Consider the following 21,035-nt stretch of genomic DNA (forward strand, 5'->3'; position numbering starts at 1 on the left):
GACCGCCGGGTCCCCGTCCGGGTCCGCCGCAACAGGCTGGACCGCCGGAGCGGCGCGGGTCACCGGCCCGGCCCGGCGAGCCCGACCGGGTGAACCGGCCGCTCGCGGTCTCCGCCGTCCTGGCGGTGGCGAGCATCGTCGGCGCGCAGATCGGCGCGGTCCTGGGCCTGCGCCGTCGCCCCGCCCCCGTACCGGCCGGCGCGGCCGGCACCAGCACGGCACGCCGCTCGGGTGCCGGCGGCGGCGCGAGCGGCCACGGCGGCGCAAGCGGCCACGGCGGCGCAAGCGGCCACGGCGGCGCGAGCGGCCACGGCGGCGCGAGCGGGCACGGCGGCGCGAGCGGGCACGGCGGCGCGAGGGGGCACGGCGGCGCGGGCGGGCACGGCGGCGCGAGCGGGAACCGGCACGCCGGACCGGTAATCGGTGCCCAGGCGTGGGCGCACGCCGACGCCACCCGGGAAGGCCCCGTCGGCCGTCACCGCCGCCCCTGACCCACGCCGGGACGCCCGCTCCGGCCAGGGTGTTGCTGCGGCGACACGCCGATCACGACGGCACCCGACGGCAGGCGGACGGCGCGGCGGGGCTCGGTCAGGACGGCAACGACGGCAGGCGGGACGGTGCGGCTGGGGGCGGTCAGGGGAGGCGGGTCTCCAGCATGCCGTTGACGATGCGGGTGGGCAGGACCTGCTGGTCGTTGCCGGACGGCCCGTGCACGACCTCGCCGCCGTTGAGCCGGAACGTGCTGCCGTGCCAGGGGCAGACCACGCACTCGTGCCCGTCGACCTCCCGCACCTCGCCCTCACCGAGCGGGCCGCTCTGGTGCGGGCACCGCTCCAGCATCACGGTCACCTCGTCGCCGTGGCGGTAGAGGATCACCGAGACGTCGTCGACCTCCCGGGTGATCAGCTTCCGCTGCGGCAGGGTGGCCATGTCGGCGATCGAGTGCCAGCCGTCGCTCATCCGGTGCAGTTCGGAGATGCTCTGGTTGACCTGCGCGCCCTGCTTGTACGCCAGGTGCCCGCCGAGGTAAGCCCCCATGCTCGCGGCGCTGAGCCCGAGGAAGCCGAGCGTACGGCCGAGGTTGTGCCGGCCGGACATCCGGGCGGCGACCGAGCCGGCGTAGAACGCCAGGCCCACGCTGTTGGAGGCGGCGTGCACGAGGCCGATCCGGCGCTGGTCGCGGGCGAGCGCCGCCCAGTCGTTGAGCCCGGCGACCGCCGCCGGCAGCGCGCTGACGGTGCCCACCGCGCAGAGCGTGGTGGCGGCCCTGCGCTGCCCCGGCATCAGGTCCAGCACCGCGGTGCTGATCCACGCGCCGACCGGCACCTGCACCATCGCGGGGTGCAACGGGTGCCCCAGCCAGACGCCGTGCAGCAGGTCACGGACCCGCTGCGGACGGAGGGTGGCCTGGACGGCGCGCTGCAACCGGTCGCCGATCCGGTCCAGCCCGGAGGCCTGCTCGATCTTCGTCATCAGTGCTCGCACCCGTACCGACTTCCCGGCAGGAGCGGCTGCAAACCGGTCGCCGGTGACGGATCCGCAGCGGTACGTGACGAGGCCCCTGCCGGCCCACAACCGGACGCGCCGCCCCTGAGGCGACGAGGTCGGCGCCCGGCTCCGCCGAGAGGCGCAACTTCCCGGAAAGAGTGGCCTCGGCACGCCGGGAGACGACTATTTCCGGGAAGTTGTGCCGCCGGCCGCCTGCGTCCGCGCCGCGGCCGGCCGGCCGGGTGTGCCGGCCGGGTCCGCCGGTGGTTGGGTCAGGGGCTCGGGGGCGTCCAGCGGTCGTGGTGGATCGCCTCGGCCAGCGGACGCTTCTGCCGCCAGCCGTGCCGGGCCAGGTCGGGCACGCGCTCGAAGTGGGTGACGGGGCCGACGCAGAGCCACGCCACCGGCCGTACGCCGTCGGGGATGCCGAGCAGGTCCGCCAGCCACGGCTCGCGGTAGAACGACACCCACCCGACGCCGAGCCCCTCGGCGGTCGCGGCCAGCCAGAGGTTCTGGATGGCGAGGCAGGCCGAGTAGAGCCCCGTGTCGGCGATGGCGTGCCGGCCGAGCACGGCGGGCCCGCCCCGGGCCGGGTCGTAGGTGACCACCACCGACAGGGTGGACTCCAGCACCCCGTCGATCTTGATGCGGGCGAACCGCTCGGCCGCCTCCCCCTCCAGCGTGGCGGCGAAGGTCTCCCGCTCGGTGTGGACGTGCTCGTGGAACCGGCGCCGCAGCTCCGGGTCGCGGACGACGATGAAGTCCCAGGGCTGGGAGTAGCCGACGCTCGGCGCCGCGTGCGCCGCCGCCAGCACGCGGTGCAGCGTCTCCTCGGGCACCGGCGCCCCGGTGAACTGGGCGCGTACGTCCCGGCGGCGGTGGATGACGTCGTAAAGATCCAAGGCAGGCTCCCGCTGCGCTCGGCCCACGCTCCGGGCGTGGGCACCTGACGCGAGGCCGGTCTTCGGACTCCCGGATCGACGCCTGGCCGTCCGCCTTCCCGGCCCGTCCGGGCCAGTGGCTGCGCTCTCGCGCGTGGACGGTGGCTCCCCGGTCACCGCGGCGGGCCCGTGCCGGATTCGCACCGGCTTCCCGATTCTCCCCGCTCGCGCGGGGCACCTCACATGATCGTGCCGCCCGGCATGGTAGCGGGATCGGCGGCGCACCGCCGACGGCCGGGTGCCCGGCGTCGCCGGGGCGGGCGTGGAAATCCGGTCGCGCGGCGCGCCGTCCGCGAGCACCGTGGTCCGGGTGTACGCACTCGCCTCCCGCCCGCTGCCGGCCGGCCACCCGGCGGCCCGGCTGACCGTCGCCCTCGGCCGGCCCCGGGCCGTGCCGCCGCCCCTGCTGATGCTGCTGGGCATGCTCTCCACCCAGGTCGGGGCGGCCGTCGCCAAGCAGCTCTTCGGCAGCACCAGCGCCGGCGGTACGACCACGCTGCGGCTCGGCTTCGCCGCGCTGATCCTGCTGCTCGTCGCCCGGCCCGGGCTGCGGCTGGGCTGGCGCACCGCCGCCCTGGTCGGGGCGTTCGGGCTCGCCCTGGCGCTGATGAACCTCGCCTTCTACGCGGCCCTGCACCGGGTGCCGCTCGGCGTCGCGGTCACCATCGGCTTCGCGGGGCCGTTGCTGGTGTCGCTCGCCGGCAGCCGCCGGCCCGCCGACGTGGCGTGGGCGGTCCTGGCCGGCGGTGGCGTGCTGCTCATCAGCGGGCTCGGCGGGACCGGGCTGGACCGGGTGGGGCTGCTGCTCTGCGTCGCCATCGCGGTCGGCTGGGCCGGGTACGTGCTGCTCGGCAAGGCGGTCAGCGCCCGCGTGCCGGGCAGCCGGGGCCTCGCGCTGGGGATGGCCGTCGCCGCACTGGCCGTCCTGCCGTTCGGGGTCGCCGGCAGCGGCACGGCGCTGCTCGACCCGTGGACCCTCGCACTGGGCGTCGCGGTGGCGCTGCTGTCGTCGGTGCTGCCGTACTCGGCGGAGTTGGCCGCGCTGCGCCGGATGCCGGCCCGGGTCTTCGCGATCCTGCTCAGCCTGGAGCCGGCGATCGGCGCGCTGGTCGGGTTGGTCCTGCTGGGCGAGGTGCTGGCCTGGCCGCAGGCGGTCGGGGTGGCCTGCGTGGTCGGCGCCGCGCTGGGCGCGACCCTGGTCCGCCCCCGACCGGCGACGGCGCGCTGACCCCTGGCCGACGGGCGAGGTCCGCGCCCGGCCGCCCTAGCGGAGGTTGCGCAGGGCGTCCTCGATCGCCCGGTGGAACGTCGGGTACGCGTAGATCATCTGCCGGAGCCGGCCGAGCGGCACGGCCGCGTGCACCGCCACCGCCAGCCCGGAGAGCACCTCGCCGCCGGCCGGGCCGACCGACGTCGCGCCGATCAGTACGCCCCGGTCGGCGTCGGCGACGAGCTTGACGAAGCCCTCGTTGCCGCTCTTGTGGATCCAGCCCCGCGCCGACGACGGCAGCTCGGAGAGGCCGACCTGCACGTTGATCCCCCGCTCGCGGGCCTGCCGTTCGGTGAGGCCGACCGCGCCGACCTCGGGGTCGGTGAAGGTGACCCGGGGCAGCGCGCGGTAGTCGGCGCGCGGCACCGCGCCGGCGGAACCGCCCGTCCCGGCGGCGCCCGACGCGCCGACCGCGCCGCCCGTCACGCGCGCGGTGCCGCTGGCATCCGGCCCTCCGTCGGCGCGCCGGACGTGGTCGAGCACGTCGGCGACGACGATTCCCGCCTGGTACATCGCGACGTGGGTGAACGCCCCCTCGCCGGTGACGTCGCCGACCGCCCAGATCCCCTCGGTGACGTGCAGCCGGTCGTCGACGGCCAGGTACCGCTGCCCGGCGTCCACCCCGACGGTGTCCAGGCCCAGCTCGTCCAGGTGGGCCCGGCGGCCGGTCACCACCAGCAGCCGCTCGGCGGTGAACCGCGCCCCGCCGGCCCCGCGCAGGGTGAAGCCGCGCCCGTCGTGGCCGACCCGCTCCGCCCGCACCCCGGTGTGGATCTCGACGCCGTCGGCGCGCAGCGCGGCGGCGGCCACCTCGGACGCCTCGGGCTCCTCGACGGCGAGCACCCGGTCCGCCGCCTCGACAACGGTGACCCGGACCCCGAACCGGGCGAAGACCTGGGCCAGCTCCAGACCGATCGCGCCGCCGCCCAGCACCAGCAGCGACTCCGGCAGCTCCTCGACCTCGATCGCCTGGCGGTTGGTCCAGTACGGCGTGTCGGCCAGCCCGTCGACCGGCGGCACGGACGGCTTGGTGCCGGTGCCCAGCACGATCCCGTGCCGGGCCTGGAACACCCGCTCGCCGACCCGGACCCGGCCGAGGCCGTCGAGGCGGGCGCTGCCCCGGACGAACCGGCCGCCCTTGCCGGTGAAGCGTTCCACCGCGACCGTGTCGTCCCAGGTGTCGGTGGCCTCCTCGCGGATCCGCTTCGCCACCGGCGCCCAGTCGGGCCGGACCTCGGCGGCGCCGGCGAGCCCGTCGATCCGACGCGCCTCGGCGATCGCGTTGGCCGCCCTGATCATCATCTTGCTCGGGATACAGCCCCAGTAGGGGCACTCCCCGCCGACCAGGTCGCGCTCGACGCCGACGACGGTCAGCCCGGCCTCCGCGAGCCGGCCGGCCACCTCCTCGCCGCCCACCCCGAGCCCGACCACGACCACGTCCACCACTTCCGGCTCCGCCATCCCGCCAGCATTCCGCACCGCCCGGTCGCGGGCCAACGGATCACCCCGGAATTCCGCTGCCCGTCGGCTCCCGGCCGCCTACGGTGGCCGGATGCGCTTCTCCGCCGTCCACGACTGCTTCGCCGAGCTGCTCGCCGCCGGCCGGGAGACCGGGGTTGGCCTGGCGATCTGGTACGACGGCGAGCCGGTCGTCGACCTCGTCGGCGGTGCGCGGACGCCGGGGCGGGCGTGGCGACCGGAGACGCTGGTGAACGTCTACTCGGTCGGCAAGCCGGTCGCGGCGCTCTGCCTGCTGATGCTGGTCGACCGGGGTCGGCTCGACCTGGACGACCCGGTCGCCGCGCACTGGCCCGGCTTCCGCACCCCGGCCACCGTCCGGCAGGTGCTCACGCACACCGCCGGGCTGCCGGCCTTCCCGGTGCCCCGGCCGGCCGCCGCGATAGCCGACTGGGACCTGCTCTGCGCCGACCTGGCCGCCGCCGAGCCGGAGTGGCCGCCGGGGTCCGTCGCGGGCGAGCACGCCTGGACGTACGGGCACCTGGTGGGCGAGCTGGTGCGGCGGGTCGACGGTCGGCCGGTGGGCCGGTTCCTGGCCGAGGAGATCGCCGGGCCGTGGCGGCTGGACCTCGGCTTCGGCCTCGGCGAGGCGGACCAGCGGCGCTGCGCCGAGCTGCGGTACGGCGATCCGGGTTGGCCGGACCGGGCGGCCGGTGCGCCGGGCTCGCTCTGGGCGCGGGCGCTGGACAACCCGCCCGGCGGGCGGGACCTGTCCGTGGTGAACAGCCCGCTCTGGCGGGGCGCCGAGGTGCCGGCCGTCAACCTCCACTCGACCGCGGGCGCCCTGGCCCGGCTCTACGCGGGCCTGCTCGCCGGCGGCGTCCTCGACGGCGTGCGGCTGTTCGGCCGGGAGCTGGTGGCCGAGGCGACGCGGGTCCAGTACGACGGCGACGACCTGCTGCTGGGCCGGCGTGTCCGGTGGACGCTGGGCATGCAGTGGGAGGAGGACGGGAGCTGGGGCATGGGCGGGATCGGCGGCAGTTCCGCCTGGGCCGACCCCGGGCGCGGCTACACGTTCGCCTACGCCACGTCCCACCTGGCCGACCACGACCGGGTCGACGCACTGGTGGACGCCCTGCACTCCTGCCTCTGACCGCTCCCGGCGGGCGCGCTCGCCGGGCCGGCCGGGTCACCGGGTCGGCGCGCTCACCGGCTCGGCACGGGCACCGGGGTGGGCACCGGGGCGGGCGGCCCGGGCACGACCACCGGCGTGCCGGCCGGGGTGAGCAGGGCGCGGGCGGCCACCGCCAGCCGGCGGCGCTGCGGCACCCCTGCCCGGCCGGCGAAGACGTCGTAGTCCCGCGCGGCCACCTCGTCGAGGATGCCGCCGTAGAGCGCGTACGCGGTGCGCATGCACGCCTGCGAGGCGGGCGCGAGCAGCGTGATGCCGGGCGCGGCGGCGGCGTAGTGCGCCTGGGCGCGGCTCACCTCGTACGCGATCAGCTCCCGGATCCGGGGCGTGGCGCGACCGCGGGCGCGGGCCTCGACCAGCTCCTCGCGGGCGACGCCGAACAGGGCCAGGTCGTCGTCGGGCAGGTACGTCCGCCCGCGGTCGAGGTCCTCCGCCACGTCCCGGATGAAGTTGGTGAGCTGGAAGGCGAAGCCGAGCTGGCGGGCCGGCTCCCGGGCGGCGGCCGGGTCGGAGCTGCCCAGGATCGGCAGCATCATCGTGCCGATGACCGCCGCCGAGCCCTCCATGTAGCCGAGCAGGTCGTCGTAGGTGCGGTACGAGGTGACCGTCAGGTCCATCGTCATGCTCCTGAGGAACGACGCGAAGTCGTCCCGGTCGAGATCGAAGACGGCGATGGTGTGCAGCACGGCCGGGAGCAGCGGGTCGTCGACCGGCTCGCCGTGCAGCCCGGCGACGAAGCGGGCCGCCCAGTCGTCGAGGCGCGCCGCCCGCTCGGCCGGCGGCAGCTCCTCGGTCCGGTCGACGATCTCGTCGGCGTGGCGGGTGAACCCGTACAGGGCGTGCACGTGCCGCCGTTTCCATGCGGGCAGCAGCCGGGTGGCGAGATAGTAGGTGCGGCCGTGGTGTCTGTGCAGCTCACGGCAACGGTCATAGGCAGCGGTGAGATCCAGGTCCACCGGCCCTCCTCATTATCGACGCACCAATCGACGCAACACGTCACCCTAGGGTACTCTCGGCCGCATGGCCAACGACGCAGTTGCGGGTGACACCCTCCGCGTGGCCCCGGCCGGACGGGCCGACGGAGACGACCCGATCCGCGCGGTCCTGGCCGCGTACACGAGGGATCTGGTCTCGGCGGTGGACGACACCCTCGCCGCCTTCCTGGCCACCGAGGTCGCCTCGCTGACCGAGATCGACGCGGCGATGGGCGGCTTCGCCACGACGGCGCGCGACAGCGTGCTGGCCGGCGGCAAGCGGCTCCGCCCGACGTTCGCCTACTGGGGCTGGCGCGGCGTGGTGGGCGGCGCCGAGCCGCTGCCGCCCGTGCTGCCGGCGCTCGCCGCCCTGGAGTTGCTGCACACCTTCGCCCTCGTGCACGACGACGTGATGGACGCCTCCGCCACCCGGCGGGGCAGGCCGACGGTGCACACGGCGCTGGCCGCCCGGCACGTCGCCGCCGGGCACCGGGGCGACCCACGCCGGTTCGGCGAGGCCGTCGCGGTGCTGGTCGGCGACCTCTGCATGGTCTGGGCCGACCGGCTCCTCGCGCACGCCGCCCTGCCGCCGGCCCGGCTGCTCGACGTCCGCCGCTGCTACGACCAGATGCGGGTGGAGACGGTGGCCGGGCAGTATCTCGACGTGCTCGGCGAGAGCGACGCGGCGAACTGGACGGTCGACCGCGCGCTGCGGGTGGCCCGCTACAAGACCGCGAGCTACACGGTGCAGCGTCCGCTGCTGTTCGGCGCCTGCCTGGCCGGCGTCGGCACCGACGCCCCGCTGATCGCCGCCTACACCCGCTACGGGCTCGCCGTGGGCGAGGCGTTCCAGCTCTGCGACGACCTGCTCGGCGTCTACGGCGACCCGGCGGCCACCGGCAAGCCGGCCGGCGACGACCTGCGCACCGGCAAGCCCACCGCGCTGCTCATGCTGGCCCGGCAGCTCGCCACGCCCACCCAGCGGCGCGCGCTGGACGGGCTCCGCCCCGGGGCGGGCGACGGGGAGATCGCCCGGCTCGCCGGCCTGGTCGCCGAGACCGGCGCGGTCGACCGGGTGGAGCGCATGATCTCCGACCGGGTCGCCGAGGCGCTGGCCGCGCTCGACACCGCGTCGATCGACGGGACGGCGCGCACCGCGCTCACCGGTCTCGCCACCGCCGCCACCAACCGGCGGGCATGATGGGCAACTTCGCACAAGGAGGTGGTCGCGTGCGCACCGTGAACGGGCGTACGGACCGGGTGGTGGTCGTCGGCGCCGGTCTGGGCGGGCTGGCCTGCGCGCTGCACCTGGCGGGCAGCGGTCGACAGGTGACCGTGCTGGAGCGCGAGCCGGTGCCGGGCGGCCGCGCCGGGCGGCTCAGCGTGGACGGCTACGAGTTCGACACCGGCCCCACCGTGCTCACCATGCCGGACCTGATCGCCGAGGCCCTCGCCGCCGTCGGCGAGGAACTGGACGACTGGCTCGACCTGACCCCGCTCGACCCGGCCTACCGGGCGTACTACCCCGACGGGTCGACGCTGGACGTCATCACCGACACCACCCGGATGGCGGCCGAGATCGCGCGGGTCTGCGGCCCCCGCGAAGCCGACGGCTACCTGCGCTTCGTCGACTACGCCCGGAAACTCTGGCAGTGGGAACGCGCCGACTTCATCGAGCGCAACCTCGACGCGCCCACCGACCTGCTCACCGGCAACCTCGTGAGGCTGCTGGCGGGCGGCGCCTTCCGCCGGCTCCAAACGAAGATCAACCAGTTCTTCCGCGACCCGCGCACCCAGCGGATCTTCTCCTTCCAGGCGATGTACGCCGGCCTCGCCCCGCACGACGCGCTGGCCATCTACGCCGTCATCGCGTACCTCGACTCGGTGGCCGGGGTCTACTTCCCGCGCGGTGGCATCCACGCGGTCTCCCGCGGCATGGCCGGCGCCGCCGAGAAGCACGGCGTGCAGATCCGGTACGACACCACGGTCACCCGGGTGGAGACCGCGAACGGCCGGGCCACCGGTGTGCTGACCGCGGACGGGGAGCTGATCCCGGCCGACGTGGTGGTGCTCAATCCCGACCTGCCGGTCGCCTACCGCGACCTGCTGCCGCCGGTCCGTCCCCGCCGGCTCACCTACTCGCCGTCCTGCGTCGTCCTGCACGTCGGATCTCGCCAGGGATATGGGAAGATCGCCCACCACAACATCCACTTCGGACGGTCGTGGAAGGGCACCTTCGATGAGGTCATCCGGCGTGGCGAGCTGATGAGCGACCCGTCCCTGCTGGTCACCAACCCGAGCCGGACGGACCCGTCGGTGGCGCCCGCCGGCCGGCACACCTACTACGTGCTCGCCCCGGTGCCCAACCTCGACCGGGCGCCCTTCGACTGGCGGGGCGACCTCACCGACCGCTACGCCGACCAGCTCGTCGGCACCCTGCAGGAGCGGGGCTACGCCGGCTTCGGGGCGGGCGTCGAGGTGCTGCGGGTGGTCACCCCGGCCGAGTGGTCCGAGCAGGGGATGGCGGCCGGCACCCCGTTCGCCGCCGCGCACAGCCTCTTCCAGACCGGCCCCTTCCGCCCGTCGAACCTGCACCGGACGCTGCCGAACGTGGTCTTCGTCGGCTCGGGCACCCAGCCCGGCGTCGGCGTGCCGATGGTGCTCATCTCCGGCAAGCTCGCCGCCGCCCGGATCACCGGCGGATCCTGATGGCCCACCCCCGCACAACCGAAAGGCACGTGCCGTGACCACCCGCGAGAAGCACCTCGTCGAGCTCGTCGACGACGCCGGACGAGCGCAGGGTGAGACCACCGTCTCCGCCGCGCACCAGCCCCCGGGCCAGCTGCACCGCGCCTTCTCGGTGCTGCTCGTCGACCCCGAGGGCCGGGTGCTGCTGCAACGGCGGGCCGGGGTGAAGACCCGCTTCCCGCTGCGCTGGGCCAACTCGTGCTGCGGCCACCCCGCGCCCGGCGAGTCGCTGGTCGAGGCCGCCAACCGCCGGCTGCGCGAGGAGCTCGGCGCCGACCCGGTCGAGCTGACCGAGGTCGGGGTGTACGTCTACTACGCCGAGGACCCGGCCACCGGCCGCGTCGAGTTCGAGTACGACCACGTCCTGCGGGGCGAGTTCCGGCCGGGCGCGCCGTTGCTGCCCGACCCGGACGAGGTGGCCGAGCTGCGCTGGGTCGACCCCGTCGAGCTGGCCGCCGACCTCGACGCCGACCCCCGCGCGTACGCGCCCTGGCTGGGTGGGGTGGTGAACCGGCTGCGGCAACCCTCGGGGCCGTCCGCCGGCGGCCCGGATGCGGCCATGACCCCCTCCGGGCTGCCGGCGGACGACGCGTCGGAGCGGCCGGGTGGTCGATGAGGCGCTGAGCGCGGGGGCCGTGGCCCGGCGGCTGGGGGTCGCCGTCACCACCCTGCGCACCTGGCACCAGCGCTACGGGCTCGGCCCGAGCGAGCACGTCCCGGGGCACCACCGGCGCTACACGCCGGCCGACCTCGCGCGCTTGGAGATCATGCGGCGGCTCACCGCCCAGGGGGTCACCCCCGCCGAGGCGGCCCGCTGGGCCCGCCGGGCGCCGGACACCGCGCCGACCGAGGCCGGCACGCGCCCGCGCGCCCGCACCACCGGCACGCGGGACGGCGGCGGCCTGACGATCCCGGTCGGCCGGGCCGGGCCGGCTGCCCGCGGGCTGGCCCGCGCCGCCATGCGGTTGGACCCGGTCGCGGTCAACGAGGCGATCGCGCACGCCATCGAGGCGGACGGGGTGGTCGCCACCTGGGACCGGCTGCTGCGCCCGGTGCTCGTCGGCATCGGGGAGCGACACGCCGCCACCGCCGGCCTGATCGAGGTCGAGCACCTGATCTCGCGCTGCGTGTCGGAGGCGTTCGCGGCGGTCACCCGGGCCGGCGCGCCCGCCGAGCCGCCGCGCATCCTGCTCGCCTGCGCCGACGAGGAGCAGCACAGCCTGCCGCTGGAGGCGCTAGCCGCCGCGCTCGCCGAGGCCGGGGCGGGCTACCGGATGCTGGGCGCCCGGGTGCCGGCGGCGGCGCTGGTCGAGGCGGTCAACCGGACCGGGCCGGCCGCCGTGGTGATCTGGTCGCACACCCGGGCCACCGCCGACCCCGCCCAGCTCGCCGCCCTGCTCGCCGCGCCCCGCCGGCCGCTGCTGGTGCTCGCCGCCGGGCCGGGCTGGCTGGCGGACTCGCTGCCCGCCGGGGTGGTGCGGCCCGTCGACCTCACCGAGGCGCTCTCGCTCGCGCTGGCCGTACGCGACTCGCTGGACCAGTCGACGACGGACTGACCGGGGGTGCGGGGACGGAACGCCGTCCACTAGCGTCGGGGGCTGCTGACCCCCGACCCCCTTCGGGAGCGAACGATGCGCCCACGCGCCGTACTGGCGTCCGGTCTGGCCCTGGCCCTCCTCCTCGGCGGCTGTGGCGACACCACCCCGTCCGCGTCGGAGGCGGCCGGCCCCAGCCCCGTCGCCTCGGCGCCGCTGCCGCCGGAGCCGAAGCCGAAGCCGACCGCCAGTCCGCGTCCGACCCGCACCACGCCGCCGCCCAGGCGGCCCGTCCGCCCGCTGCCGACCGCGCTACCGGCGGGCCTGCACCGCACCACCGGCGCGCGGACGGTGGCGCTGACCTTCGACGACGGGCCGGACCCGGTCTGGACGCCGAAGGTCCTCGACCGCCTCCGCGCGGCCCGGGTCACGGCCACGTTCTGCGTGGTGGGCACCCAGGCCCGCCGCCACCCCGACCTGATCCGGCGGATCGTGCGGGAGGGGCACCAGCTCTGCAACCACAGCTGGCGCCACGACCTGGACCTCGCCCGGCGGCCGGTCGCCGAGATCCGCAGCGACCTGGCGCGCACCAACGCGGCCATCCGGGCGGCGGTGCCCGGCGCCAAGGTGCCGTTCTACCGGCAGCCGGGCGGCCGGTGGACCCGCGAGGTGGTGTCCGTCGCCAAGCAGCTCGGCATGCGGTCGCTGCACTGGAACGTCGACCCGCAGGACTGGGGCAAGCCGACCGCCGCGACGATCACCAAGCGGGTACGCGCCGCGGCCCGGCCCGGATCGGTCGTGCTGCTGCACGACGGGGGCGGTGATCGCGGCGCGACGCTGGCCGCCTGCCCGCACCTGATCATCGACCTGAAGCGCCGCTTCGGCATCGCCCGGCTCCGCTAGAACGCCTCTGACCTGCGGTTTTGCGGGCCGGTGTGGCTAGGGCCATACCGGTTTGGTCGACCGGGGGGCCATCACGTAAGCTATCCAAGCCTCCGGCGGGGCCGGATGGGAGCAAGTCCGCTTGAAGTTGCGAGTGTGCAATGATGGCGGGGCCGCCCTCATCGTCTAGCGGCCCAGGACGCCGCCCTTTCAAGGCGGTAGCACGGGTTCGAATCCCGTTGGGGGCACGGTCCGGCTTCGGCCGGAGGCAACAAAGCTAGGTCCTGTGGAGCAGTTGGAGTGCTCGCCGCCCTGTCAAGGCGGAGGTCGCGGGTTCAAGTCCCGTCAGGACCGCAGCGCTTACGCCGCGCCCATCATGCGCGGCGTTCTGCGTATCGGAGCGTGTGACCCTCCCGGCGGAGAACCCGCCGTGCGGGTAGCATGAACCGAGCAACACGGCCAGGTAGCTCAGTTGGTACGAGCGTCCGACTGAAAATCGGAAGGTCGGCGGTTCGACCCCGCCCCTGGCCACATAGCCTTTCGCCGGGCTACTGAAGATCCCCACCTGCGGAAACGCCGGTGGGGATCTTCTTGTACGCCCTCCTGACGGACGAACGGCGGCGGCGCCGGCCCGCGTCAGCGCCCCTGTTGCCGGTGCTGGGCGATCCCGCTCTGGATCGCCTCCCACACGCTCCGCCCGGCCTGCCGCAGCGTCTCCCCCGCCTGCTCGGCGAGTTGCGTCGCGCTCGGCGGCGCGCCAGCGGCGTCGTCGGGCCGCGTGCCCGGCCCGCCCCCGGGTCGGTCCTCGGACGGCGCACGCTGGCCGGCCTCCGGCCCGCGGTCCTCCCCGCCCTGGCGCGCGCCGCCGCCGGGCTTCTCCGCCGGGGCCGGACCGCCACCCTGCTCGCGCGGCTGGCGGTCGGGCCCGCCCGGCTCGGGGCGCGCCTGCTCAGCCGGGCCCCGTTCGCGCTCGGGCCCGCCCCGCTCCTCGCGGGCCTGCTCGGGTCCACCCTGCTCGGGCGGGCCCGCTCCGCGCGCCGACTGCTCCCGGGCGCGCTGGGCCTGGCCCTGTTCGCCACCCCCGCCCGAACCGCTGGCGAGACCGCCGCCGCGCGCCGCCTGACCAGCGCCGGGCCCGCCGCCCTCCGCGCGGCCACCGGGCTTCCCGCCCTGATCCGGCGCACCCGGTTTCCCGCCCTGGCCGGAAGGGCCCGGCTCGCGCAGGGACCGGTCGGCGACGGCGCCGATCGCGCCGACCTGCTGGCCGAGTTCGTCGGTCGCGCCGCCGAACCGCTCCGCCGAGGCGGCGACCTGCCCGCTCAGGTTCGTCACCTGTTGCGTCGCCCGGTTCACGTCGTCGATCGAGACGGTCGCCGTACGCGACAGCGCCTCGATGATCTGCGGATTTCGGTCGATGGTCGTCAGCGCCCGGTCCAGGATGTCGACGACCTTCTCCAGGCGCACCTTGAGCTGTGCCTCGGCGTGCAGCCCGGTGATGTCCAGCTCGACGCCCTGCAGGTGCACCCGCACGCCGGCGTCGAGCTCGAGGAGGTTGGCCAGCCGCGCCCGCAGGGACAGGTCGGCGTCCAGCCCGTCCACGGCGAGCCGGATCGAGTCGACCGACACCTCCGGTACGTCGAGCAGGACGTCCGGCTCGGCCGCCCCCTCCCGTCGGGCTGGTCGCTCACCGACCTGGTCCGGTTCGCGCTGCTGTGCGTTCTCGCTCATGCTCCCCGCTCCGCCTCCTCCGGCCCGGCCGGCCGGGACCGTCGGGCGCGGTTACCCGCTATCCGACCGACCATCCCGCCCTCCGTCCCCGCGCCCCGGCGGGCGGGCGCCACCGGCCGACCTGGCCGTACGCCCGCCATCCCGCGCACGAGAAAGGGGTGTCCGGAACCGGGCAGAACGCGAAGCTGCGCACCCGGGCACCAGCCGGTATGGTCCGGGCCTATGGGACAGGAGATGGCTGACCCGGCCGACATCCGGCAGGAGTCCGAGCGGTTCTCATTGCGCAGCGTCCTCCTGGTCCACGCCCCCGCGGATCGGGCGTTCGCGGTGTTCACCGACGCCCTGGCGGACTGGTGGGTGATGGAGTACACGTGGTCCGGCCCGGAGCACCTGGCCGAGCTGGGCATGGAGCCGCGCGCCGGCGGGATGCTCTACGAGATCGGCCCGTACGGCTTCCGCTGCGACTGGGGACGGGTGCTGACCTGGGATCCGCCCCGGCGGCTGGTCTTCACGTGGCAGATCGGCGCGGACCGGGCGCCGGTCCCGGATCCGGCGCGGGCGAGCGAGGTGGAGGTGCTCTTCCACCCGGACGCACCGGAACGGACCCGGGTGGAGGTCGAGCACCGGCACTTCGACCGGCACGGCGAGGCCGCCGAGGGCTACCGGCAGGCGCTGACCGCCGGCTGGCAGGAGCTGCTCTCCCGCTACGCCGCCGCGGTGGCCAACGGCGCCGGCTGACCGACCCGTCCGACCGACCGGGCCCCGCGCACCGTCACCCGCGGCCCGTCAGCGACCGATGCCGGGGCGGGTGCCGGGAGCCGTGGCGACACCCCGGCCGCCGAGATCGGCGCGACGTCCCGCCTCGGCGCCGGAGCCGAACCCGCTGCCGGCCAGCCGACGCGGCGCGGCGGTGCGCAGCCGCGGATACACCTCGGCGACGCGGTGCCGCACGCGGTCCGACCGGTCGGCCAGCACCAGCGCGACCGACGGCCCGCCCGCCTCGGTGGCCGCGTCGGTCTCGGCCGCCCTCAGCCGGAAGCCGATCACCTGGGCGAAGCCGGCCAGCCAGGAGCGCCGGAAGGCGGCGGGATGTTCGCCGGGCGGCACCTCGGCCGCGGCCAGCCCGTGCGCGGCCTGTACCAGCAGCGAGGTGAAGAGCAGGTCGACCCGTTCCAGGTCGCTGGCGAAGCCGAACAGGTGCATGGCGAAGCCACTGCCCTGCCGGCGGCGGACGCAGCGGCAGCGGAGCGGGTCGGCGACCGCGGCGAGCAGGCCGGCCTTGTCCCGGGCGTACGGGGCGACGACCTCGACCACCCGGTCGCCCACCGGGTCGGTTGCGGGGTCGCGGGCGGCCAGCAGCGCCCGGTCCACGCCGTAGCGGGCGATCAGCTCGGTCGCCTTGGCGGTGAACGCGGCCGACTCGGCGGGGGTGCAGGCCGAGTCCTCGGCCTGGGCCAGGAGCTTGCGCACCTTGCTGAGCATGGCCTCGGACATGCCCCCAGCCTGTCACGCCGGACGCTCCAGGCGGGACGGCGACCGGGCCGGTCGATCCGTGTCCGCGCCGTCAGCCCGCCCGGCTGCGCAGGGTCGCCACCGTCGAGCCGGCCAGGGTGAGCAGGCAGTCGGGCAGCAACCCGTCGGCCGCCGCCGCCCCGAACAGCGCCTCGCCGGTGTCGGCGTCGGCGTTGGCGTACGCGCTGACGAAGCGGGCCACCCAGCGGGTGTCGTAGTCCGCCTCGTCGATGCCGGGAAAGTCCAGCGCGCAGCTGCCCGGCGGCACCGGCCCGCCGACCATCGTCGCGGCGAGGCACCAGGCCACGCCGTACGCGCCGGCCAGGCCGGACCGGTCGACGACCGCGTCGAACGCCCCCACCACCGCGTCGCCGTCCCCGGCCAGCGCCGAGCGGAGCACGGCGGTCGCGTCGTCGAGCGTCTGCTGTGGTGATTCGGTCACGCACCGCACGGTAGGGCAGGAGGTCAAGTGCCCGGGCCGGAATCACTCTCCGTGAGCATGGCGGGCGACCTGCGGATTGAGTCGCCTCCGTGGTCACGCCACCCGCCTCGGCACGCTAATGTGCGCAGCGGACCTTCGCCGGAGGAAGGACGACCATGCTCAAGTCACGCGCCTCGCGGGCGGCCACCCTGGCCGCCTGCGTGACGTTCCTGCTCGCCAACAGCGCCTGCGGGACCGAGGGCGCCGAAGAGGCGACCACCCACCAGGTGCGCCTCTACGGCACCGACGGCAACATGCTCAACTCCTACCCCGCCGAGCTGAAGGATCGCGCCAGCCTGGTCGACGGCATGAAGGGCACCACGCCCATGACGCCGCTGCCAGAGAGCTTCAAGAACCGGCTACGGTCCGTCGACCCGGAGCTGAACGACTTCGTCTACGCCGCCGAGACGTACGACGCGGTGGTGATCAGCGCGCTCGCCGCCCAGCTGGCCGGCAGCACGGACCCGGCCGCAATCGCCAAGCAGATCGTCGGGGTCACCAACAACGGGCAGCGCTGCGAGGACGTGGCGACGTGCCTGGCGCTGGCCCGCGCCGGCCAGGACATCGAGTACCGCAGCGTCTCGATGACCCGCGCCGGGTTCACCGACGCCGGCGAGCCGGCCACCGCCAGCTACGCCACGGTGCACTTCGACGGGCAGCAGCTCAACGACGGCAAGACGGAGTTCGTCGGCGCCGGGGACGAGTCGGCCGCGAGCACCAAGGCACCGCCGAAGGCGAAGAAGCAGCGCGGTGGCCGCACCGACCGCAGCGACGGCTCCCCGCTGGTGCTGGGCGGCCTGCTGCCGAAGAGCGGTGACCTGTCGCTGGCGTACCCGCAGATGGCCGCCGCGGTCGCCGTCGCGGTCAAGGAGCTCAACGCGGCCGGCGGGGTGCTCGGCGAGCCGCTGGTCTGGATCGAGGGCGACGACGGCACCAACCCCGCGGTGGCCAAGGCCACCGTGGCGAAGCACGTCGAGCGGAAGGTGCACGTCATCATCGGCGCCGGCGGCTCCGGGATCTCCCGGGAGGTGCTGCCCGACGTGGTGCAGGCCGGGAAGATCCTGTTCTCCCCGTCCAACACGGACGCCAGCCTGACCGAGCTGGACGACAACGGCCTCTACTTCCGCACCGCCCCGCCCGACAACCTGCAGGGGCGGGCGCTGGCCGACGTGATCCTCCGGGACGGGCCGCAGAAGATCACGATCGTCGCCCGCAAGGACTCCTACGGCGAGGGCCTCCAGGCCACCGTCAAGGCCGAGCTGGAGCGCGCCGGCGTCGGCGGCGACCGGCTGAAGCTGCTGACCTACGACCCGCCGGCCGACGCCAAGGCCAGCCCCGTCGACTTCACCGCCACCGCGAAGGAGATCAAGGACTTCGGCGCGGAGGCCGTGCTGATCATCGGCTTCGCGGAGTCGGCGCAGGTGATCCGCGCGCTCGCGGACGCCGGCGTGGAGATCCGGCACTGAGCCGCTGACCCGTCGCACTCCGACGGCCGCACCGGTGATCCGGTGCGGCCGTCGTCGTCCGGTGCGCCCCCCCCCGGCCGGGTGCCGGCCCGGCCTCGGCGTCGCCGCGACTCAGCGGGGCCTACGCCGCTGCAGGAACTCGGTCATCCGCCGGTGCTTCTCCTCGTCCTCGAAGAGCACCGCCTGGCTGACCAGGTCGAGGTGCGGGTGGGCGGCGGGCGGCGCGTCGACGGCCAGCTTGGTCAGCCGCAGCGCGAGCGCGGACCCCTTCGCCATCTCGTCCAGCAGCCCGTGGGCGGTGGGCAGCAGCTCGGCGGGCTCGGCCACCACCCGGTTCACCAGGCCGATCCGCAGCGCCTCCTCCGCGTCCACCCGGCGGCCGGTGAAGAGCAGCTCCTTGGCCCGGGCCTCCCCGACGAGCGCCGGCAGCCGGTGGGTCGCACCCGCGCCGGCCAGGATCCCCAACCGGACCTCCGGCTGCCCGAACACCGCCCGCGCCGTGCAGACCCGCAGGTCGCAGGCGTACGCCAGCTCGGCCCCGCCGCCCAGCGCGGGCCCGTCCACCGCCGCCACGGTCGGCATCGGCAGTGCCCGGATCCGGGCGAAGGCGGCCGAGTTGATGGCCGCCAGGGCGTCCAGCCGGCCCCGCTCGCGCAGCTGGCCGATGTCCGCCCCACCGGCGAAGATGCCCTCGGTGCCGCCGGTGAGCAGCAGCAGGCGGGGGCGGGCCTCCAGCTTCGCGCAGACCTGGTGCAGCTCGGCGATCAGGTCGGCGTCGATGGCGTTGCGCTTCTCCGGTCGGTCGAGCGTGACCACCAGCCGGTCCGGCCGCTCCTCGACCCGCAGCCCGCTCACGCGGTGCCCCCTGCGCCCGCGACCGCGGGGCTCACGGGCTCGCTCCTCGCGCTCACGAACGAACCCCGTCTTCCCAGCGGTAGAAGCCCTGGCCGGACTTCTTGCCGAGCTTCCCGGCGGCCACCATCTCCACCAGCAGCGGCGGCGGCGCGAACCGGTCCCCGTACGCGGCCTGGAGGGTGCGCGCGATGTCCAGCCGCACGTCCAGCCCGACCAGGTCGGTCAACTCCAGCGGGCCCACCGGGTGCCGGTAGCCGAGCACCATCGCCTTGTCGATGTCGGCGGGGCTGGCCACCCCGTCGGCGACCATGCGGATGGCCTCCAGGCCGAGGGTGACCCCGAGCCGGGAGGTGGCGAATCCCGGCATGTCGCGTACGACGACGGGGTCCTTGCCCAGCCGGCCGGCGAGCGCGACGGCCGCGGCGGTGGTCTCGTCGGCGGTGGCCGGGCCGACCACGACCTCCAGCAACGCCATCGCCCAGACCGGGTTGAAGAAGTGCAGCCCGAGGAAGCGTTCCGGCCGTGCCAGCCCGTCGGCCAGCTCCGCGATCGGGATGCTGGACGTGTTGCTGCCCAGCAGCGCCGGGCGCAGCGCCTCGGCCTCGCGCAGCACCGCCCGCTTGAGGTCCCGCCGTTCCGGCACGGCCTCCACCACCACGGCGGGCTCCGGCGCGACCTCGGCGAGCGCGGCCCGCAGGGTGATCCGCTCCCGGTTCGTCGCGGCCTGGTCGGCGGTCAGCTTCCCGCGCCGCACCGCCCTGTCCCACAGCTCACCGAGGCGGTCCACGGCCGCCGCGCGCCGGGCCCGGTCGACCTCGACCAGCTCGACGGCGTGCCCGGCCCCGGCCGCCACGTACGCGATGCCGAGCCCCATCGTGCCGGCCCCGACGACGACAAAGCGGTCGCTCATGACGCCTCCCTGCCTCCGGCGGCGACCCGGGGTTGACCCGCGCTCCGCCACCCGCTCCACTCGCTCATGGGCCGACCCTATGCAGCGACGCTCTCCCCGGCATGCGTGGGGGCGGCGCGGATCGGGTACGACGGCCGTCAACTACAGGGAAGGACGGCCGAGATGAGCCAGGCACCGGAGACCGTGGACAGTGCGGGCGCGGCGGAGACCGTGGAGACCCGCGGGGACGAGCGGGTGGACCTGCTGCGTGCCGACACCAACAACGACGGCCGCACCGACGTCTGGGTGGCGGACACCGACGGGGACGGCAAGCCCGACCTGTTCCAGTTCGACACCGACCACGACGGCAAGGTGGACATCACGATGGTCGACCTCGACGAGGACGGCACCCCGGACGAGGTGGTCGACGGCGACGGCGGCCTCCCGCCCGAGCAGCTCCCCCCGACCGTCCAGGTCTGAGGGGTACGCCGGTGTCCGGGACCCCGCCACCCGGCGGGGCCCCGGGCGTCAGCCGGCCAGGCGCAGGGTGGCGAGGTAATACGGTGCGTCCCGGTCGTCCACGTCGGTCAGTCGCCAGGCGGTGCCCCGGACCAGCCCGGCCAGCTCGTCCGGCGAGCAGACCAGGTAGTCGAACCACTCGGTGCCCAGTTCCCGGTAGCGCAGCCGGAGCCGGAGCTGCCCGCCGAGCCGGCCCCGGCGGCGGTTGCGCTCGTGGTAGCCGGTGTGCAGCGGGTCCCGGGTGCCGTACGGGTCGGTGCCCTGCGCGATGACCTGCGCGCCCGGCCGGGCCAGCGCGGCGAGCGCGGCCAGCAGGGCCGGGGCCCGTTCCGGCCCCTCCAGCAGCCCGACGTTGTTGCCGAGCAGCAGGAACGTGTCGTAGCGGCGGCCGTCGGCGACGTGCGCGTCGACCGTGCCGTGTACCAGGTCGCGGACGCCCCGCCGGCGGCAGACGGTCAGCGCGCCGGCCGAGGTGTCGAGCCCGGTGACCGGCACGCCCCGCTCCTGAAGCAGCAGCGCGATCCGGCCCGCCCCGACCCCGACGTCCAGGGTGGCGCCCTCGACCCGGTCCACGGCCCGGTGGTCGTACGGCTGCCAGTCCGCCGGGCCGTCCAGGTAGTGCGCGGCGGGCGCGCCGTTGATCAGCCCGTCGTCCCGCTCGATGATCTCGATGACGGGTCGGGGCAGCCGCCCACCGGCCAGCGGCCGGGGGCCGACGCCGGTGGCCACGGCGAACGCGTCGCGCAGCATCTCCCCGAACACGTCGCCGATCAGCGGTTCCACCGTCACGGCTTTCACGCTATCCGGCCGGTCAGTCAGCCGCAGCGGCCGTATCCTGGCGGCGTGACCACACTGGATCGCCTCGCTTCGGAGAAATACGTCCTGCTGACGACGTTCCGCAAGGACGGTCGGGCGGTGCCGACCCCCGTCTGGGCGGTCCGCGACGGCGACGCGCTGGCGGTGTGGTCGGCGGCGGATTCCGGCAAGGTGAAGCGGATCCGGCGCAGCGGGGACGTCACGGTCGCGCCGTGCGACGTCCGGGGCCGGCCGCACGGCGAGGCGGTGCCCGCCCACGCGACGCTCTGCGGCCCGGCCGA

The 21,035-nt window shown here is 75.6% G+C and carries 21 protein-coding genes, 3 tRNA genes, 1 pseudogene and 1 riboswitch; of the genes and pseudogenes, 15 read left to right on the top strand and 10 right to left on the bottom strand.

From position 1 onward, the window contains the following. Window positions 1-200 (top strand): annotated as a pseudogene (locus ACSNOB_RS26580) (LysM peptidoglycan-binding domain-containing protein); the annotation flags it as partial. Window positions 201-633: 433 nt separating this feature from the next. Here ACSNOB_RS26580 and ACSNOB_RS26585 read toward each other — a convergent pair. Together ACSNOB_RS26585 and bluB are read right to left on the bottom strand one after the other, a co-directional pair. Beyond that, on the bottom strand, window positions 634-1,473 hold the full coding sequence (locus tag ACSNOB_RS26585) for a Rieske 2Fe-2S domain-containing protein (RefSeq protein WP_436689426.1): 840 nt from the start codon (window positions 1,471-1,473) through the stop codon (window positions 634-636). Between the two features lie 287 nt (window positions 1,474-1,760). Next, window positions 1,761-2,390 carry a 5,6-dimethylbenzimidazole synthase gene (gene bluB, locus ACSNOB_RS26590; protein WP_436689428.1) on the bottom strand — a complete coding sequence of 210 codons (630 nt, stop codon included), beginning with the start codon at window positions 2,388-2,390 and terminating at the stop codon, window positions 1,761-1,763. A 36-nt stretch (window positions 2,391-2,426) separates the two neighbouring features. Continuing rightward, window positions 2,427-2,621: riboswitch (cobalamin riboswitch) on the bottom strand. A gap of 118 nt (window positions 2,622-2,739) precedes the next feature. Here bluB and ACSNOB_RS26595 point away from each other — a divergent pair. Beyond that, window positions 2,740-3,657: an EamA family transporter gene (locus ACSNOB_RS26595; protein WP_436689430.1), complete on the top strand. Its 918-nt coding sequence runs from the start codon at window positions 2,740-2,742 to the stop codon at window positions 3,655-3,657. Between the two features lie 36 nt (window positions 3,658-3,693). Here ACSNOB_RS26595 and ACSNOB_RS26600 read toward each other — a convergent pair whose 3' ends face one another. Continuing rightward, complete coding sequence (locus tag ACSNOB_RS26600; RefSeq protein WP_436689432.1) at window positions 3,694-5,160, bottom strand: dihydrolipoyl dehydrogenase family protein; 1,467 nt, start codon at window positions 5,158-5,160, stop codon at window positions 3,694-3,696. Between the two features lie 91 nt (window positions 5,161-5,251). Between ACSNOB_RS26600 and ACSNOB_RS26605 the strand changes: the two genes are divergently transcribed. After that, a complete protein-coding gene (locus ACSNOB_RS26605) occupies window positions 5,252-6,310 on the top strand; it encodes a serine hydrolase domain-containing protein (protein WP_436689434.1) in 1,059 nt (352 codons plus the stop codon). 53 nt (window positions 6,311-6,363) lie between these two features. Here the strand turns inward: ACSNOB_RS26605 and ACSNOB_RS26610 are convergent, their stop codons facing one another. Then, window positions 6,364-7,305 carry a phytoene/squalene synthase family protein gene (locus ACSNOB_RS26610; protein ID WP_436689436.1) on the bottom strand — a complete coding sequence of 314 codons (942 nt, stop codon included), beginning with the start codon at window positions 7,303-7,305 and terminating at the stop codon, window positions 6,364-6,366. Between the two features lie 64 nt (window positions 7,306-7,369). On the opposite strand from ACSNOB_RS26610, the gene ACSNOB_RS26615 reads away from it, so the two are divergent. The 8 genes from ACSNOB_RS26615 to ACSNOB_RS26650 all read left to right on the top strand — a co-directional run bounded on the left by ACSNOB_RS26615 (window position 7,370) and on the right by ACSNOB_RS26650 (window position 13,019). Next, on the top strand, window positions 7,370-8,524 hold the full coding sequence (locus ACSNOB_RS26615) for a polyprenyl synthetase family protein (protein WP_436689438.1): 1,155 nt from the start codon (window positions 7,370-7,372) through the stop codon (window positions 8,522-8,524). Then, window positions 8,524-10,032 (top strand): phytoene desaturase family protein, encoded by a 1,509-nt coding sequence (gene crtI, locus ACSNOB_RS26620; RefSeq protein WP_436689463.1) that lies wholly within the window; start codon window positions 8,524-8,526, stop codon window positions 10,030-10,032. Before ACSNOB_RS26615 ends, crtI begins: the two co-directional genes overlap by 1 nt. 34 nt (window positions 10,033-10,066) lie before the next feature. After that, on the top strand, window positions 10,067-10,687 hold the full coding sequence (gene idi, locus ACSNOB_RS26625) for an isopentenyl-diphosphate Delta-isomerase (RefSeq protein ID WP_436689440.1): 621 nt from the start codon (window positions 10,067-10,069) through the stop codon (window positions 10,685-10,687). Beyond that, window positions 10,677-11,627: a MerR family transcriptional regulator gene (locus ACSNOB_RS26630; protein WP_436689442.1), complete on the top strand. Its 951-nt coding sequence runs from the start codon at window positions 10,677-10,679 to the stop codon at window positions 11,625-11,627. Before idi ends, ACSNOB_RS26630 begins: the two co-directional genes overlap by 11 nt. Before the next feature lie 75 nt (window positions 11,628-11,702). Beyond that, entirely contained in the window at window positions 11,703-12,509 is an 807-nt protein-coding gene (locus tag ACSNOB_RS26635) for a polysaccharide deacetylase family protein (RefSeq protein WP_436689444.1), read from the top strand. Window positions 12,510-12,663: 154 nt separating this feature from the next. Then, window positions 12,664-12,736: transfer RNA gene (locus tag ACSNOB_RS26640), tRNA-Glu, on the top strand. Between the two features lie 32 nt (window positions 12,737-12,768). Then, a tRNA-Asp gene (locus tag ACSNOB_RS26645) sits at window positions 12,769-12,842 on the top strand. 103 nt (window positions 12,843-12,945) lie between these two features. Continuing rightward, a tRNA-Phe gene (locus ACSNOB_RS26650) sits at window positions 12,946-13,019 on the top strand. A gap of 105 nt (window positions 13,020-13,124) precedes the next feature. Here the strand turns inward: ACSNOB_RS26650 and ACSNOB_RS26655 are convergent. Then, complete coding sequence (locus tag ACSNOB_RS26655) at window positions 13,125-14,216, bottom strand: hypothetical protein (RefSeq protein WP_436689446.1); 1,092 nt, start codon at window positions 14,214-14,216, stop codon at window positions 13,125-13,127. 222 nt (window positions 14,217-14,438) lie between these two features. On the opposite strand from ACSNOB_RS26655, the gene ACSNOB_RS26660 reads away from it, so the two are divergent. After that, window positions 14,439-14,954 (top strand): SRPBCC family protein, encoded by a 516-nt coding sequence (locus ACSNOB_RS26660; protein WP_436689448.1) that lies wholly within the window; start codon window positions 14,439-14,441, stop codon window positions 14,952-14,954. A 48-nt stretch (window positions 14,955-15,002) separates the two neighbouring features. On the opposite strand, the gene ACSNOB_RS26665 is transcribed toward ACSNOB_RS26660, so the two are convergent. Next, complete coding sequence (locus ACSNOB_RS26665) at window positions 15,003-15,710, bottom strand: DUF2786 domain-containing protein (protein WP_436689450.1); 708 nt, start codon at window positions 15,708-15,710, stop codon at window positions 15,003-15,005. A gap of 70 nt (window positions 15,711-15,780) precedes the next feature. Continuing rightward, complete coding sequence (locus tag ACSNOB_RS26670) at window positions 15,781-16,170, bottom strand: hypothetical protein (RefSeq protein WP_393101917.1); 390 nt, start codon at window positions 16,168-16,170, stop codon at window positions 15,781-15,783. A gap of 155 nt (window positions 16,171-16,325) precedes the next feature. Here ACSNOB_RS26670 and ACSNOB_RS26675 point away from each other — a divergent pair, with 155 nt between their 5' ends. Continuing rightward, window positions 16,326-17,675: an ABC transporter substrate-binding protein gene (locus ACSNOB_RS26675; RefSeq protein WP_436689453.1), complete on the top strand. Its 1,350-nt coding sequence runs from the start codon at window positions 16,326-16,328 to the stop codon at window positions 17,673-17,675. Between the two features lie 111 nt (window positions 17,676-17,786). Here ACSNOB_RS26675 and ACSNOB_RS26680 read toward each other — a convergent pair whose 3' ends face one another. Beyond that, a complete protein-coding gene (locus tag ACSNOB_RS26680; protein ID WP_436689455.1) occupies window positions 17,787-18,530 on the bottom strand; it encodes an enoyl-CoA hydratase/isomerase family protein in 744 nt (247 codons plus the stop codon). A 52-nt stretch (window positions 18,531-18,582) separates the two neighbouring features. Next, a complete protein-coding gene (locus ACSNOB_RS26685; protein WP_436689457.1) occupies window positions 18,583-19,440 on the bottom strand; it encodes a 3-hydroxyacyl-CoA dehydrogenase family protein in 858 nt (285 codons plus the stop codon). 162 nt (window positions 19,441-19,602) lie between these two features. Between ACSNOB_RS26685 and ACSNOB_RS26690 the strand changes: the two genes are divergently transcribed. Beyond that, window positions 19,603-19,899 carry a hypothetical protein gene (locus ACSNOB_RS26690; protein ID WP_393101913.1) on the top strand — a complete coding sequence of 99 codons (297 nt, stop codon included), beginning with the start codon at window positions 19,603-19,605 and terminating at the stop codon, window positions 19,897-19,899. 48 nt (window positions 19,900-19,947) lie between these two features. Here the strand turns inward: ACSNOB_RS26690 and ACSNOB_RS26695 are convergent, their stop codons facing one another. Then, entirely contained in the window at window positions 19,948-20,727 is a 780-nt protein-coding gene (locus ACSNOB_RS26695) for a class I SAM-dependent methyltransferase (RefSeq protein WP_436689459.1), read from the bottom strand. A 54-nt stretch (window positions 20,728-20,781) separates the two neighbouring features. Between ACSNOB_RS26695 and ACSNOB_RS26700 the strand changes: the two genes are divergently transcribed. Continuing rightward, on the top strand, window positions 20,782-21,035 hold a 254-nt coding region (locus tag ACSNOB_RS26700), incomplete at its 3' end, for a PPOX class F420-dependent oxidoreductase (protein ID WP_436689461.1).

This window comes from Micromonospora sp. URMC 106 (assembly GCF_051386395.1).
Lineage (GTDB): Bacteria > Actinomycetota > Actinomycetes > Mycobacteriales > Micromonosporaceae > Micromonospora.

Excerpts from the sequence above, each read along its gene's own strand:
- ACSNOB_RS26690 (WP_393101913.1), top strand. The coding sequence starts at position 19,603 with ATGAGCCAGGCACCGGAGACCGTGGACAGTGCGGGCGCGGCGGAGACC.
- ACSNOB_RS26635 (WP_436689444.1), top strand. The coding sequence starts at position 11,703 with ATGCGCCCACGCGCCGTACTGGCGTCCGGTCTGGCCCTGGCCCTCCTC.
- ACSNOB_RS26675 (WP_436689453.1), top strand. The coding sequence starts at position 16,326 with ATGCTCAAGTCACGCGCCTCGCGGGCGGCCACCCTGGCCGCCTGCGTG.
- ACSNOB_RS26655 (WP_436689446.1), bottom strand. The coding sequence starts at position 14,216 with ATGAGCGAGAACGCACAGCAGCGCGAACCGGACCAGGTCGGTGAGCGA.
- ACSNOB_RS26605 (WP_436689434.1), top strand. The coding sequence starts at position 5,252 with ATGCGCTTCTCCGCCGTCCACGACTGCTTCGCCGAGCTGCTCGCCGCC.
- ACSNOB_RS26615 (WP_436689438.1), top strand. The coding sequence starts at position 7,370 with ATGGCCAACGACGCAGTTGCGGGTGACACCCTCCGCGTGGCCCCGGCC.
- ACSNOB_RS26665 (WP_436689450.1), bottom strand. The coding sequence starts at position 15,710 with ATGTCCGAGGCCATGCTCAGCAAGGTGCGCAAGCTCCTGGCCCAGGCC.
- crtI (WP_436689463.1), top strand. The coding sequence starts at position 8,524 with ATGGGCAACTTCGCACAAGGAGGTGGTCGCGTGCGCACCGTGAACGGG.
- ACSNOB_RS26685 (WP_436689457.1), bottom strand. The coding sequence starts at position 19,440 with ATGAGCGACCGCTTTGTCGTCGTCGGGGCCGGCACGATGGGGCTCGGC.
- ACSNOB_RS26585 (WP_436689426.1), bottom strand. The coding sequence starts at position 1,473 with ATGACGAAGATCGAGCAGGCCTCCGGGCTGGACCGGATCGGCGACCGG.
- ACSNOB_RS26660 (WP_436689448.1), top strand. The coding sequence starts at position 14,439 with ATGGGACAGGAGATGGCTGACCCGGCCGACATCCGGCAGGAGTCCGAG.
- ACSNOB_RS26600 (WP_436689432.1), bottom strand. The coding sequence starts at position 5,160 with ATGGCGGAGCCGGAAGTGGTGGACGTGGTCGTGGTCGGGCTCGGGGTG.